Genomic DNA, 14,360 nt, shown 5'->3' on the forward strand with positions numbered 1-14,360 from the left:
CACCGCCTTCGCGAGCAGGCTCGCTCCCACAGGGTATGTCCAAGGAGAGTGCACGATGAAAACGTGGTTGATTACAGGTACATCCACCGGCCTCGGCCGTCTTCTCTGCGAGCAGTTGCTCGAACGCGGCGACCGTGTCATCGCCACGCTGCGCAAGCAAGGTGCGCTGGACGACTTGCTGGCGCTGCACGGCGATCGCTTGCAGATACTGACACTCGACGTCACCGACACAGCGGCGATCATTGCGGTTGTCTCACAAGCGTTCGAAGCAGCCGGACGGATTGACGTGATCGTGAGCAATGCCGGCTACGGGCTGTTCGGCGCCGCCGAAGAAGCCAGCCCCGAGCAGATCGAACGCCAACTCGCGACGAACCTCACCGGCTCCATCCACCTCATCCGCGCGGTACTGCCGCATCTGCGCGCCCAAGGGGGTGGCCGTATCGTCCAGGTGTCCTCGGAGGGCGGCCAGATCGCTTATCCGGGCTTCAGTCTTTATCACGCGACCAAATGGGGGATCGAAGGGTTCGTCGAGTCCGTGGCCAAGGAGGTTGCGCCGTTCGCGATCGATTTCGTCATCATCGAGCCTGGCCCCACCGCCACCCATTTCGCCGAAGGGCTGGATCGCACCACGCCCATGGCCTGTTATGAAGCCACCCCGGCTGGAGAGGTCCGCCGGGCATTGGCCACGGGTGCCTTCGCCGTCAAGGGCGACGCAGGCAAAACCGTCGAGGCCTTGATCAACGCGGCAGACATGACCCATCCGCCGCTGCGCCTGACCTTGGGCAGCACAGCCTATTCCTCCATCAGCGAAGCACTCGCCGAGCGAATCCGGTCGCTGGAGAAATACAGGCACGTGACGTTCTCCGCAGACATCGACGCGAAGGCCTGAACGTCTCAATCGTCATTGAACGGCGCATCAGGGTCTCTTTCACCGGGCGGACCGGGTCTTCGCAGGGTCGTGCAATTGGCGCCATAGCCCTGCCCGTCCAGTCGGGCCCCGACGAAGGCGAAGGCATCTTCCAGCGAACCATGCAGTACCCCGTCGTGCCCCAGGCCCTCATACGTGCGCCAAGTGACTGCGTTGCCGGCGGCGCACAACGCCGCTGCGACCGCGTACTGCCGCTCCGGGGTAATCGTCCGATCAGCCTGGCCGGTGGCGATGAACAGCGGGAAGGCGATGGATGCCTGCGGCATGTCGGTGGTCGGGATACGAAGGGCGCTCAGCGTCTCTGGGGTGACGGTCAACAGCTCGGCAAACGAACTGATCTGCAATGCCTTGGACTTGATCGCGATGTCACGGGTACAGCCCTGCCGGGCGGTCTCCAGCAATTGGAGACCCTTGGCGGTCAGGATGTCTTCTACTCGCGGTCCGTCGTCGCGTAATCCGCCGGACGCCAGCGCCAGGAACACGGTGTTGGACTGGCGCGGTGGCAGCGAAATGGGGCCTTGGGGAAAGGTGCTGTTCGGCGCCGTCAGCAGCGCGCCCAGGATAGGCAGCTCCGGCGCGTAGCTCGCGGCAAGGATGGCCGCGCCCAGCGCCGCTCCGCCGCCCTGGGATTGACCGGCGAGGAACGTGCGATTGGCAATCAGCCCTGGCCGGATGGCGCGGGCTGCGCGAATCGAGTCGAGGACGGAGCGTCCCTCGGCTTGCCAGAACGTATAAGGATGCGGTCCCGGCCCGCCCAGGCCTTGGTAGTCGGTCACGACCACAGCAAAGCCATGCGCCAGCCAGCGATTGATATACGCTGCGTCACGCTCGCGCAGCCCCGTCCAGGAAGGCGCGCACGCGTCGGCGATCCCCAGCGTACCGTGGGCCCAGGCCAGCAGCGGCCAGCCTTCGGCGGGGGGCTTGCCCGTCGGCAGGTACAACGCGCCACTGACCGCAACGAGACCGGAATGCCAGCGCTCGTCGGTGGAGCTGTAGAGCAGACGCAACGCCTGCGCGGCAGCAGGCATCTGTGCCTGCACTGGCATGCTCTCGCTTCTCAGCAGTACGCCGGGCAACGCGGGCATTGCCTCAGGCCCGCGATAGAAGGCCGACAGCTCGGTATCCCCTGCGGCAGGCCCGACCGGCAGCGTGCCGGCGGCCATGGCAACGGACGCTCCTAGGCAGGCACAGGCAAAGGCCACGATTCGGAAAAGCTTCATGGGAGGTTCGCCTCCCTGGAAAGCGCCGCACGCAAGGCGCTGCCCTGCTTGGCAATGACGCTGCGGGCGACGGGCGCCCTGTCATTGAAACGAACAAAACCGTGAGTCATGTTCGGCAAGACTCGCAGGGTCGTCGCCACCCCTGCGTCTCTCAGCCGCTGCGCCAGTTCGCGATTTTCATCCAACAACGGGTCCAGCTCGCCGACCACCAATCGTACCGGTGGCAGCCCTGCCAGATCCGCAATGATTGGCTGAACCCGCCAGTCGTCCTCGTCATTGGCCAGGTAGCTTGCCCAGTAGGCGCTCATGGTCTCGACCGACAGGTTCTGTCCTCCGTACCCACCCAGCCTCTGCCACGAAACGGAGCTCATGTCCCGCGAGAAGCTGCCATAGAACAATAACAACTGCCGCAGCGCATCAATCCCCGAATCGCGCAATGCAATCGCAGCCCCCAAGGCCAGGTTGGCGCCTGCCGAATCGCCGCCCATGGCGTAGCCGCGTACCGGGCAATCGGTGATTGTCCCCAGCTTGATGACACGGCTGACAATCGCCACCACTTCGTTGAACGCCACGGGAAAGCGATGCTCCGGCGACAGCGCATAGTCGATGGACAGCACCGCCAGGCCACTGTCGCGAACCAACTGTCGCAGCGGTGCATCCCAACCGGCCAGTGAGCCATGGCGAAATCCGCCGCCGTGGCAGTAGAACATCAGGCAAGGCGTCTCATCGCCCTCCGGCCAATAGAGCTTGCACGGCACCGTCCGACCGTCAACGGAAAACCCCAACGTGCGCTCGTAGCTCAGAGCGACGCTGGGTTGCGCCGCCCAGGCATTGATCCGTTCCAACTGCGCCCGGACGCTTTGCACATCGCCATGAACCACAGGCAGCAGGCCGGCCTCGCGCAACGACGCCGCCACTGCCAGCAAGTCAGGATGAACCGGCGGGCGTGAGTCCGCTGACAGGTTTTCGCCAGGACTCATGGCTGTTCACCCTGTGCGACGGTTCGACGCCCGTCCGCGATAACGCAATGGCCGGGTGGGCTGCGCCCTTCCAGCACAGCCACAGCACATTGGGCGGCAATCAGATTGGTACGGTTGAGCCCCTCGACCGTCGAGGCCCCGACATGGGGCGTCACGACCACGTTCGGCAGTTGGATGAGTTGTTCAGTAACGGGCGACAGCGCGGGATTGGACTCGCTTTCAAAGACGTCGAGCCCCGCCCCTGCCAGTCGCTTTTCCGTCAGGGCCTTGAGCAGTTCCGCATCGCGCACCAACCCGCCTCTTGCGGTATTGATCAGCACCGCGGAACGCTTCATCCATTTCAGCGCCCGCTCATCGATCATCCCCTGGGTCTCGGGATTGAGCGGCGCATGGAGCGTGACGAAGTCGCTTTCCCTCAGCAGCGTCTCCAGGTCCACAACGCTACCTTCGGCTTGGGCGCTGTCGGGGCGGGAGGTGTGGATCAGCGGTTTCACCTCAAACCCGGACAAGCGCTGCAGCACGCCCCGGCCGATCCGGCCCAAGCCGACGATGCCAACCGTCTTGCGGTACAAATCACCGCCCAGGGGGATCGACCAATCATTGGCGGACAAGCCCTTCTGGCATTGCTTGAGCTGGCGACACACCGCGAGCATCAACGCAACGGTGTGGTCGGCAACGCTGGCGTCGTTACCGCCGATCGCGATGGTCGCCACTTTCCCCGCCGCCTCCACCGCTGCCGTGTCGACCCGTTCATAACCCACGCCACGCCGGGCGATGACTTGCAGGCGCGGTAACCTGCTCAACAGACTTGCGGTGATATTCGCGTGGCCGACAATCCAAGCGTCGGCGTCGGCGAGGAGCCCGATCAGTTGGGATTCGCTCAAGTCGCCATCGGCTTGTCCCGGCGGCAGGTCCGCGACCACGACATTACAACCATGGTGGTCCAGGAAATCAGCAGCCGTTGAGTCGAAGAATCGCTGTGTAACCACTACGTTATGACGAGATTTAAGCATCACCGGTCTCTCGGTATATAGGTTCAACGGTCAAAATGCATAATCCAGATAGACCCGCGCCTCAGAACCGCTCACGACGTTGTCGGGTTGCGCGGAGACAAGTGCGACAAAGTCCTGGTCAATCCGGTAGTTGATATAAATCAAACCCACTGAAAGTCCGGCGTATTCCTTTTCGTCGAAGCGATAATAGAGGCGGTATTCGTTCTGCCGTTCATGCACATCGGTTCGGCGACCACTGAAAGGATCGGTGGCGTCAAACGCGCCTTGTTTATAGATGGCCATGACTTTAAAACCGTCCAGCGATGTTCCCAATAACGAATGCCCGCCCAGGTCATATTCGGCACCCAGTTGCCAAGTGCGCTCGCCATGGTTATTGAAGTCATTACCGGAGCGCGTCCAGGCGTCCATCCTGCCGTCGACATTGTCGCCATGATCGAAATAGGCGTAACCCAGTTGCCCATTGCTCAACTTGGCATTTGTCTCGGAAAACGAAACGCCCAGACGCAACTTATCGAGCAATAAACCCAAGTTGATATTCAACCAGCTCGCGTCATCATCATAAGCGGCCTCGCCGGCCTCCCAATCACGCTCCCAGATTCGCCCGGCTTTTTTGAATTGGTAATATTGAGTGTCCAATACCACACCGGCCTTGTCGCCGAGGGGTGCTTTCAATGTCAGCCCATAACGGGTGTTTTCATTGAAATCCCGCGCCACGCCATGGGCGTAACCCAATTCAACGGCTTTCAAATCGTAATTGATGCCGTAGGTATACAGGTCCTTTATTTCCTCCCCCGTCTGGCTCAGCAGGTGCTCGAACTCTTCCCGGTCCCGAGGCGAAGTACGGTTGATATACGCGGTTTCGAACCCCAGCGTACCGGGTAGCGGGCCAATACCCATGTCGGTGAAATTCAGGTGGGCCCGGCCGCCCTGATAGGAACCCGGCACAATCCGAGTATCGAGAGTGACCAACGTCCCCGCATCGAACCGGCCCCGGCCTATCTGGGAGTCGGCGTTCCAACCGTCCCCTTCATAACGCAGTTTGAAATAACCCTGTCCGACTTTGGCGAAGCCGCCGTTAGTACCATCGGAGTCGTCAAACAAGTCTCGACCGTTATCTTTCGAATCGATCATCGCCACGCCGTACAACGACGCGTCAAACCCGACGACCCCGGCCCAATAACTGGAGTTGTAATCCAGGATCGCGCCGATCCCTGTCCCTCCCAATTCGGCACCGTCGGGAAATCCTCCAAAACGGTCTTCAATCAAGTCATTGGATATCCGCGTATTGATATACATCGAACGAAGATACGCATTCAACTTGCCTTCATGCTGAAACCTGTCTGGATTACTGATGCTTGCTGAAAGACAAACATCAGACACACACAATGTCGACAGCAACGTCATAGCGACGGCGTTAATCGATTTCATCGACCACCTCATCTATTATTTTTATTTTGACGTGAGCAGACGCGAACAGGCGTCCTTGAAACTTCGGCGCAGTGAACTAGTTGATCAGATAATTGCCCGCGTCATAGCGGCCGTTATAATCAGGACAAGGCTGCTGCCTATGGCCCAGAGCAGGCAATAGCGTTGCATATCGCCCATGTCACGCTTGATGATTCCACTAATGAGATAAACCGCCGCAACCAATGGGCTTAATGCATGGACCGGTTGCCCCAGCACCGCCGCGCGCGCGATATGCATCGGGTCGATGCCGTATTCGGCAGCCGCCGCCCCGAGCACCGGCAAGATACCGAAGAAAAACGCGTCATTGGACAGCAGGAAATTAAGCGGCAAGGCAACCAGTGCGGTAATGATGCCGAAGTATTGGCCACCGCCCTCGGGAATCAGCTGGACGATTTTCTCTGACATGCCGTCGACCATCCCGGTGCCTGACAAAATCCCCGTGAAGGCACCTGAGGCAAATATAAGCGCGATCACCATCAGCACGCTTTCCGCGTGTGCCGCGACTCTCGCCTTCTGCTCCGCCAGGCGCGGATAGTTGATCAACAGCGCCAGGGAAAACCCTACCATCATCAACATCGGCAAAGGTGCCAGCCCTGTCGCCATCGAATACATGAGGCCGGCGGTAAGCGCCAGGTTGATCCAGAAAAGTTTCGGTCGATGGGTTTCACTCTGCACGGTCGGTAACGCGGCCTCCTCCGGTGCGGCGTCCTGGGTACCGGGCGTCCATCCCAAGCGGCGCCGTTCCTTGCGGCCTATCCAGAACGCCACGAGAAACGCGTAGGCAAGTCCGGCGAACATTGCCGGCACCAACCCCAGGAACATCTGCGCCACATCGAGGTGAAGTGCACTGGCGGCGCGGGCGACCGGCCCTCCCCACGGAATCAGGTTGACCACCGTGTTTGTCAGCAAGAGCATCAACGCCAGAATAAGCGGGTTCATTCCGAGGCGCAGGTAAAGCGGCAGGAATGCGGTCGTTACGATCAGGACCGTCGTTGCGCCATCCCCATCAAAAGAAATAACCGTGGCCAGCAGTGCAGTGCCAAGTACCACTCTAAGGGGGTCATTGCCTACGTAGCGAAGAATGCGTCGCACGGCGGGTTCGAAGAGCCCAGCGTCGAACATGATTGCGAAATACAGGATTGCAAACATCAGCATCAATGCAGTGGGCGCTACTTGCTTCACGCCATTCATCACCATCCCGCCCAGTTCCGGTCCTGCCCCACTGGCCAGCCCGAAGGCAACCGGAATCAGGATAAGTGCCGTCACAGCAGAAAGCCGCTTGCTTATGATCAGTGCCATAAACGTGACGACCATTGCGAAACCTAACCAAGCCATGCGTTTCACCTTTTCGTTATTATTTTTATCGATGCATCGAAATCAATGTGAACATCTCTTGCGCAGCCGAAATCTACATAGGGGGTGAAACCCTGTAAATCTTGATTTTTTTCGTCAACATCCCGGCTGGATCGGGCTTATCAGCCGTCAGTCGCCTCACAAACCCAGACTGGGATTTTTCCGCCAATACACATTGACGACATGACGGCATATCTAATAAACATGTACGCCTTTCAATCAACTTGAGTGGGCCCGTCATGCCAGAACAAGAAGGCCTTTACCTCTCCGCAGACGAGGCGGCCGCCCTGCTCCGGGTCAGCCTGCCAACGCTGTACGCCTACGTCAGTCGCAAGAATATTCGCTCCATCAAAATTGCCGGGACGCCCAAACGTCGCTATTGGGCCGAGGATATCCAGCGGCTCGTGAAAGTCCCGGCCGCCGAGAAACCCGTGGCGAAACGCTCCCCGCCGTCGGACAGTGCAATTACGCTGATCACCGATGATGGGCTTTTTTATCGCGGCCATGACGTCGTCGAGCTCGCTGAACGCGCAACGGTCGAAGAGGTGGCCGAATTGATCTGGCAGGTGCCTTCGGCATTCGGCGAGTCGCTGCCTCGGGCCCCGAAGGACAGCGTCCAACTGCTGAAGATTTATGAGCATATGTCCGCCCAGGAAAAAGCCATCGCGCTTTTCCCCCTGGTTCAGCGAGAGAACCCCAAGGCGTTCGACCTATCCCCCGACAGCTACGCCCGTACAGGCGCCGATGTCGTGAGATGGTTTGCCGCGCTGGTCGTAGGGGCGACCGAGCCGAGCACGCAACCCTTGCACGAGTTCATCACCCGGTCTTGCGGTGCCCCGCCCGCCCATGCCGATCTGATTCGTCGCCTGCTGATCCTCAGTATCGACCATGAGCTGGACCACACCACCCACAGCGTCCGCGTCGCCGCCACGACCGGCGCCACCCCGTACTACGCCGTTATCGCCGCACTCGCCGCCGCACGGGGCCATAAGGTCGCCTATGGCAGGAATGAGGCAGCCAGCCGGATGATCGAAGAGATTTGTACCGCCGTAGACCCTACGCGGCCGATCTTGCAGCGCTACAACCAGGACGGACACATCGTCGGATTCGGCCCCAACGTCCACTCGATCAACGACCCGCGGGCCAGCAATCTCTTGGCCGCGCTGACCGCCGCCTTCGATGGCGACAGCGAGTTCATCAAGCTGCAAAAGGCTTTTTCGGTGGCCTCGGAGCTCGTGGCGTACCCACCGGAATTCATTCTCATGGTGAGCTTCATCGGCAGGAAACTGGGATTGCACGGGCAGGAAATTTCATTGGGAGGCGTAGGACGCTCCATCGGCTGGATTGCCCACGCCAGTGAGCAATACAACCAGCACCACGAGGGCCGGCCTCGCGCTCGCTACACCGGGATGTTGCCAACGGCGACCCATACCGGACGCCGCTGATTCCGCCTCGGGCGCTCCTTTGGGCTATGCCATTGGAGCGCAGGCACTGCTAGGAAACAGCCATCGCGGTGAACAACGACTCGAACTCGGTTTGATCTTCAAGTCTCGCCACGAATTCAAGCACCGCGGCCTGTGCCGATGCGTCGATATGCGGCATCGCCATGCGCCGGAACTTGCGTTCGAAGTCGCTATCGGTCATCGGCGTTTCTACCGATCCGGGCCCGGTGATCATCTCGCTCACCACTTGCTCGCCGGAAACCAGGGTCACGCGAACACGGTTGGCAAGGTGCCGTGGGAACAGCGCCGTCAGCGCCGGGTCCTCGACGACACTGGTCTTCTCCATCAAGGCAATCGCCGCAGGGTCGGCGATCTTCTCAGCGGCGTAGGAGCCGACTGAGATGTCACCGTCCAGCAACGCCCGGGCGACGTTATAAGGCAAGCTGTGGTCAGCCGTTTCGCGGGTTCTCGGCAACCATTTCTCAGGGGTATCGGCGAGCACTCGACGGTTGAATTCGGACGTTTCGATTGAAATCGCGGCAATGTCCTTCACACCGTCAATCCGCTTGCGGATATCCAGAGCCGCCCAGACGGCCGTGTGCAGCTCGCCATTGGTGGGAAACGTCTTGGTCAGGGAGCGGCGTATGGCGTAGTCGCCATTGTCGGGTGTACCGAAACGATCAACATCCAGCTCGAATCGCCCCGAAACCTGTTTGAAGAAGCCCATCTCGCCTTCAAACACCGGCGACGGCCCTGTCATGCCATGACGCGCCAACTGCGCTGCGAAAATAGCGTTGCGCGCCGCATTGGCTGCGGAACAGCCCTTCCAATCGGACAGCGAACCGCTGCGCACTTGGCGCATTGCCAGGTGCCCACTCAGGGCGATGTTGATGGCTTGCTCGGTTTGCACCACGTCCAGCTTCATCAGGTTGGAAGCCGCTGCGGCCATCGCGATGTTGATGTAGTTGACGTGGTCCCAACCACGCTTGTTCAAGCTGGCCGCATCCTGCAGGCGCATCTGGATTTCATAGGCCAGGACGATGGCCGAGACCAGCGCGGCGCCGGTTGCGTTTTCGGCTTGCGCCAGCGCCAGGCAGGCCGGGATGTTGTCGCTCGGGTGGCCGGGCTCCAAGCCCATGTAGCCATCGTTGTAGTCCAGGAAACGAACCATCAGGCCGTTGGTGAAGGCGGCGATTTCGGCTGTCGTCCTGAGGCGGGTGCCGAATACGCTGGAGGATTGCGCCGTATTCGCGGCGGCGTAACACAACGCTGCCTTGACCGGATCAGCCCCGTAGGCGCCCAGCACGCACGCCAGGCTATCGATAAAACGCTGGCGTACCAGCTTGATGATGTCTTCGGGCAGTCGCTGCTCCCGGAATTCGCAGGCGTAGCGCGCGAGCCGCCTCGCAACGGTCGAGTCCGTCATGATGACCTCAGGGGGTTGAATTGGATGGGCCTCGTCCATGAGGCGACTATGTCAAAGCGCGGGGCACCGCAGCCTCAGTCGATCACCACATCGAGCAGGCGCACATATTGCTGGCCGGCGTGCATGTCCCGCTCGACCATTCCGCCTTGGGGCGTTGCACGGGGATAGGAAATCTTGACCATTTCCAGGTCGGGCACGGCGATGCGCTTGACCCGTTCGGGATCAGCTCCGTAGAGACTTGCGAATTGCGCCGGGGACAGCGCCGCGCAGTCGCTATAGCGCTCGAAACTCTCGCGCCCGTTGAAAAAGACATCGAACGTGATCCAGAACGGTCCCGCCTGTTTGGATCGCACATGTCGGCAGACATCACGCAACTTGGTCATTATGCAAGCTCCTTTACAGCCATCGATCTATCCGATAAATCAATCCACTCCAAGCGGACCAACTCCAAAGGATCTTCAAGTTGCACCACATGATTCAATTTGAATTCAAATATCTGCCCGCGAGGTATATCAGCCGGCGTAAAGGCAAATCCGTAGGACGGCAGTTCCTTGCCCATGACACTTGGATAATGGAAGAAATAAGGATTACAGGCGTGAGCAATGGTATTGGCCATTTCCTGAGTGGCAGCGGTTGCCACAAATAACATGCCTATTTCAGGTGGCGGCAATGTTCCAGCGGCGGGCTTTACACCGGTAACAGCATTCCATCCATACATCCGCAGGGAAATATGAAATTCACCCAACTCCTCGGACGGAATGGATTGCCGGGTTCTTTTATAGAGCGCGTCCAGCAAACGATCATGAAAACCGTCAATATCCTTGAGCACGTCGGGATCCTGGATGCCCACCAACATGATGGTCTGATACATACCGGCCGCGGCGCCTTCCAACTTCATGGTGTACGGCATGGGTTCCCACCGCGAGCCTTCTACCCGGACAGCACGGCCATTCAAATCGGTGTAACGCGCATCGGCAACATTCAAGATGCCGCCGGGCTCCAGCAACCGAAACGGGTCGCTGTTCTCGTACAACATATGGGCCGAGACACTGTGGGGCGTGCACTGGTTGTCCTGGCTCAGCGGCTCGACTTCGAAGCCATTCGCGTCGACGCTCAACAAGATGCCCGACCCCAGCGTCGGGTTGACGGCACACTGCACGCCACATTCCCCGGTCTTGCCGGCGTGCCACGACGGGCCCCAAGGCGCGCCTTTCCAGATGGGGTAGCAGCCGATGACTGCGGTATCGGTCGAGCGGCCGGCCAATATGATATCGGCGCCTGCATCCAGCGCAGCGAGAAAGGGCTCCACGCCGAGTGCCGCGACAATGTGCTCACAACTGTCCACCGTCTCATCGTCCAGCTCGGTATGAGGTGGGAGCGGCTTGATACGACCTTGCGCATTCAAGCGTTTAATTGTCTGCTTGTCCTGCTCGCAATAAATGAGCGCAATCTTCGGCGACACGCCCAACTCCCGCGCGATCTCCACGGCAATATCCCGCGTCCAATCCAGATTGAGATCGCCGCCCGCCTGCCCCGCGGTCCCCACAATAATCGGTACACCGGACTTGGCCTGCGCCTTCATTAGAATGGTCAGGTCGCGCTTGACTGCACCGCGATTGTTCTTGGACTTTCCAAGTGCGAGATAGGCCGCACCGCTGTCCGTGGAGCCTGCGTCCGTGGCAATGACTTGGGCCCCTGCCGCCAACCCGTATTCAATTTCTTCTTCGCGAACACCTGCTCCCAAAGAACCACAGGGAACGATTACCTTTACGCAACCTTCAAATAACTGCTCCATAACACCCTCTTCTTGGCGACTCAGTGGGCCAATAATAGGGGTTGTAATTACGTTGACAAGTGGACAGATTTTGTCCACATAGTCCTAAAAAAACACCATCAGGTATTTATCAAAGGGACTTTCCCAAGCAACTTTTCCTGAAACTATCGGCCAACACAAAGATCCGTCGAATGCAGATAAAACGCGTTGGCGTGGAAGGTTTTTTCTTATATGACAGGGCATTTTTTTGAATCGGTGCCAAAGCCGGATGCAGCCCTGAAATCGCATAAAAGCGCCCTTCATGGCGCCAACAATCCGTCACCAAACACCCACATGTAAAAACTTTTAAATAAGGTGCCATTTTCCCGACAGATGGCACAGGCGTCCCATTGCTGAAGGTTTGAAGGCAGGCTCATCATCCGCCGGGAAATCGCTGTGCGTTCAGGCGCCAAACCGCGCTGACACAGGACGTAATAACCGCATCGCTCAATGGAGCAACATTAGGATGATGACTGTCTATTTTCTTGTCATGACGATCTGTAGTGGCATGGAAGGCTGTGTGGAAGAGCGAAAAACCGGGCCGACCTACGCATCCAGGGAAATCTGCATTGAAACGGCCAAGGACATAACGCCGCGCAAAGGCGTTAAATATAAGTGCCGCAGCGAGCGGCTATGGGTTTCCAACGAAGTGAAACCCGTTGGAAGTTACGACGCGGTCGTTTCAACCAAGGTCAAGGAGCAGCCTCTACCCTGAGTTGGGCGTAAACGCTTCGCGTCATCCCTCCAGTACCAGCGACATGTCCGGGTACCGGGCGCACATGAAATCGACGAATGCCCGGACTTTCGGAGCGGCCAGGCGCCTGGAAGTGTGCAGGACCCAAAGCTGCGCTTCGACCGTCGACACTGTCCCCCACTGAACCAATTCCCCACGGGCCAGTTGGCTCCAGGCAATGGACTGCGGAAGAAGTGCCGCTCCACCACCGGCCACCGCGGCGTCGCGAATCATCAGGAACGAGGAAAACCAGAGCCTGGGGATCGGCTCCAGGATCAGGCGCCCATCGTCGAGGTTCCACTGGGTCGGCTGGAAGTTGGAGAACACGATAGCGGGAACGGCGCTGACTGCGCCGGGTTCTGGCTTGGCGACACCAGGCGCGGCCACGACCACCAACCGGTCCTTGGCGAAGCAGCGCCCGACCAGATTGCTGTCCGGGCGTGGGTTGATCCGGATGGCGACGTCAAATTGCTCCTCGACCAAGTCCACCAGGCGATCCTCCGCCAGCACTTCGATCGACACCTGCGGATAAGCCGCGCAGAACTCCGCCCCGATGCGCCCCATCGCCAGTTGCGAAAACAACACCGGAGCCGCCACTCGCAAACGCCCACGCGGCGTCGAGACGCCTTCCTGGGCCGCGGTCATGGCTTCGATGACTTCGCCCAGCGGACCTTCGGCCCGGGCAATCAGCATTTCGCCGGCTTCGGTCAGCTTCAGTCCCCGGGCACTGCGCTCGATCAGCCTGACGCCCAATTGTTCTTCCAGCTCGGCGATGCGGCGCGACAGCGTAGCTTTCGACCGGCCGCTGGCACGGCTGGCCTTTCCCAATCCTGAATGGGTGGCGACCAGCGCAAAATCGATCAACGCGTTCAGGTTCATGCTGTTCCACTTTTGAAACGAGGTGTCTGCATTCTGGCGTCTTCGTTTTACCGCTGCAACGGCCTATCGTCTGCTCACTGCAATCGAAATCCCCCCTTGATAGCCGCGACAGGAGATTCATCCATGAGCATTTTGATCACAGGCGCCACCGGCACCATTGGTTCACTCATCACCGCACGACTCGCCGAGCAAGGCGCCGATGTAAAAGCGCTGGTGCGCCAGCCCGCCAAGCGGGAGTTTCCGGCAGGCGTCACCGAAGTCGTCGGCGACCTGACGGACGTAACCTCGATGCGCGCAGCCCTTGCCTCGGTGCGCACGCTGTTCCTGCTCAATGCCGTCACGCCGGACGAAGTGACACAGGCATTGATCGCGCTGAACCTGGCCCGAGAGGCCGGCATCGAGCGCATTGTCTACCTGTCGGTCATACACGCCGACAAATTCACTAATGTTCCGCACTTCACCGGCAAGCACACGGTGGAGCGCATGATCGACAGTCTCGACATTCCGGCGACTGTCTTGCGCCCGGCGTACTTCATGCAGAACGAGCTCATGGTCCAGCAGACCATCCAGGACTACGGGGTCTACCCGATGCCGATCGGCTCGGCGGGTGTCTCGATGGTCGATGTGCGCGACATCGCCGATGTCGCCGTCGCCGAGTTGCTGCGGCGCGACCGGGCGCCTGCTGCGCTTGAACGTGTCACGCTGGAACTGGTCGGCCCGCGCGCCTTGACCGGTGCATCCGTGGCGCAGGCCTGGCGTTCAGCCCTGGGTCGCGAGGTCGCCTATGGCGGCGACGACGTGGCCGCCTTCGAAGCGCAAATGGCCTCGTTCGGCCCAGGCTGGCTGGCCTATGACATGCGCCTGATGATGGCCGGTATCCAAAGGTTCGGCATGCAAGCCGAGGCAGGTACCGTTGAGCGATTGCAAGCCATCCTCGGCCGGCCGCTGCGCACCTATGAAGACTTTGTCCGCGAGGCTGTCGGCAACGCCTGAATGCTCGGGTGTTGTGTTCTACCGGTGGGAGGCCATTGCTTCCCATCACGACAAATAGCTTTCCATTTTTCGATGAACCGATACTGTAGCGACATCTCATTTTTCCGAGCTGT

Annotated in this window: 13 protein-coding genes; 4 read left to right on the top strand and 9 right to left on the bottom strand. The window is 59.7% G+C overall.

Annotated features, from left to right (window positions below; genetic code table 11):
- Positions 1 to 55: 55 nt before the first annotated feature.
- On the top strand, positions 56 to 889 hold the full coding sequence (locus tag KSS97_RS16935) for an SDR family oxidoreductase (RefSeq protein ID WP_030141643.1): 834 nt from the start codon (positions 56 to 58) through the stop codon (positions 887 to 889).
- Positions 890 to 894: 5 nt separating this feature from the next.
- Here the strand turns inward: KSS97_RS16935 and KSS97_RS16940 are convergent, their stop codons facing one another.
- The 5 genes from KSS97_RS16940 to KSS97_RS16960 form a co-directional block, all read right to left on the bottom strand.
- Complete coding sequence (locus KSS97_RS16940; RefSeq protein ID WP_217859705.1) at positions 895 to 2,148, bottom strand: lipase family protein; 1,254 nt, start codon at positions 2,146 to 2,148, stop codon at positions 895 to 897.
- On the bottom strand, positions 2,145 to 3,128 hold the full coding sequence (locus tag KSS97_RS16945) for an alpha/beta hydrolase (protein ID WP_217859706.1): 984 nt from the start codon (positions 3,126 to 3,128) through the stop codon (positions 2,145 to 2,147). Before KSS97_RS16945 ends, KSS97_RS16940 begins: the two co-directional genes overlap by 4 nt.
- On the bottom strand, positions 3,125 to 4,141 hold the full coding sequence (locus tag KSS97_RS16950; protein ID WP_217859707.1) for a phosphoglycerate dehydrogenase: 1,017 nt from the start codon (positions 4,139 to 4,141) through the stop codon (positions 3,125 to 3,127). The genes KSS97_RS16945 and KSS97_RS16950 overlap by 4 nt, the downstream gene beginning before the upstream one ends.
- A 30-nt stretch (positions 4,142 to 4,171) precedes the next feature.
- Positions 4,172 to 5,569 (bottom strand): OprD family outer membrane porin, encoded by a 1,398-nt coding sequence (locus KSS97_RS16955; RefSeq protein WP_198795863.1) that lies wholly within the window; start codon positions 5,567 to 5,569, stop codon positions 4,172 to 4,174.
- A gap of 84 nt (positions 5,570 to 5,653) precedes the next feature.
- Positions 5,654 to 6,943, bottom strand: coding sequence for a CitMHS family transporter (locus tag KSS97_RS16960; RefSeq protein ID WP_198795862.1), 1,290 nt, complete (start codon positions 6,941 to 6,943; stop codon positions 5,654 to 5,656).
- A 257-nt stretch (positions 6,944 to 7,200) separates the two neighbouring features.
- On the opposite strand from KSS97_RS16960, the gene KSS97_RS16965 reads away from it, so the two are divergent.
- Positions 7,201 to 8,406, top strand: coding sequence for a citrate synthase (locus tag KSS97_RS16965; protein WP_030141650.1), 1,206 nt, complete (start codon positions 7,201 to 7,203; stop codon positions 8,404 to 8,406).
- Between the two features lie 49 nt (positions 8,407 to 8,455).
- Here the strand turns inward: KSS97_RS16965 and KSS97_RS16970 are convergent, their stop codons facing one another.
- The 3 genes from KSS97_RS16970 to KSS97_RS16980 all read right to left on the bottom strand — a co-directional run bounded on the left by KSS97_RS16970 (position 8,456) and on the right by KSS97_RS16980 (position 11,624).
- A complete protein-coding gene (locus tag KSS97_RS16970; RefSeq protein WP_217859708.1) occupies positions 8,456 to 9,829 on the bottom strand; it encodes an MmgE/PrpD family protein in 1,374 nt (457 codons plus the stop codon).
- A 74-nt stretch (positions 9,830 to 9,903) separates the two neighbouring features.
- The gene (locus KSS97_RS16975; protein ID WP_030141652.1) at positions 9,904 to 10,212 is read right to left on the bottom strand and encodes a DUF4387 domain-containing protein; all 309 of its coding nucleotides are present in this window, start codon (positions 10,210 to 10,212) and stop codon (positions 9,904 to 9,906) included.
- Positions 10,212 to 11,624, bottom strand: a complete 1,413-nt coding sequence (locus tag KSS97_RS16980; RefSeq protein ID WP_217859709.1) for an acyclic terpene utilization AtuA family protein — start codon at positions 11,622 to 11,624, stop codon at positions 10,212 to 10,214. Before KSS97_RS16980 ends, KSS97_RS16975 begins: the two co-directional genes overlap by 1 nt.
- Positions 11,625 to 12,108: 484 nt before the next feature.
- Between KSS97_RS16980 and KSS97_RS16985 the strand changes: the two genes are divergently transcribed.
- Complete coding sequence (locus KSS97_RS16985; RefSeq protein ID WP_030141654.1) at positions 12,109 to 12,357, top strand: hypothetical protein; 249 nt, start codon at positions 12,109 to 12,111, stop codon at positions 12,355 to 12,357.
- Between the two features lie 21 nt (positions 12,358 to 12,378).
- On the opposite strand, the gene KSS97_RS16990 is transcribed toward KSS97_RS16985, so the two are convergent.
- On the bottom strand, positions 12,379 to 13,254 hold the full coding sequence (locus tag KSS97_RS16990) for a LysR family transcriptional regulator (RefSeq protein WP_217859710.1): 876 nt from the start codon (positions 13,252 to 13,254) through the stop codon (positions 12,379 to 12,381).
- A 123-nt stretch (positions 13,255 to 13,377) separates the two neighbouring features.
- Between KSS97_RS16990 and KSS97_RS16995 the strand changes: the two genes are divergently transcribed.
- Complete coding sequence (locus KSS97_RS16995) at positions 13,378 to 14,247, top strand: NmrA/HSCARG family protein (protein ID WP_217859711.1); 870 nt, start codon at positions 13,378 to 13,380, stop codon at positions 14,245 to 14,247.
- Positions 14,248 to 14,360 lie beyond the last annotated feature (113 nt).

The sequence above is a fragment of the Pseudomonas alvandae genome (genome assembly GCF_019141525.1).
GTDB lineage: Bacteria > Pseudomonadota > Gammaproteobacteria > Pseudomonadales > Pseudomonadaceae > Aquipseudomonas > Aquipseudomonas alvandae.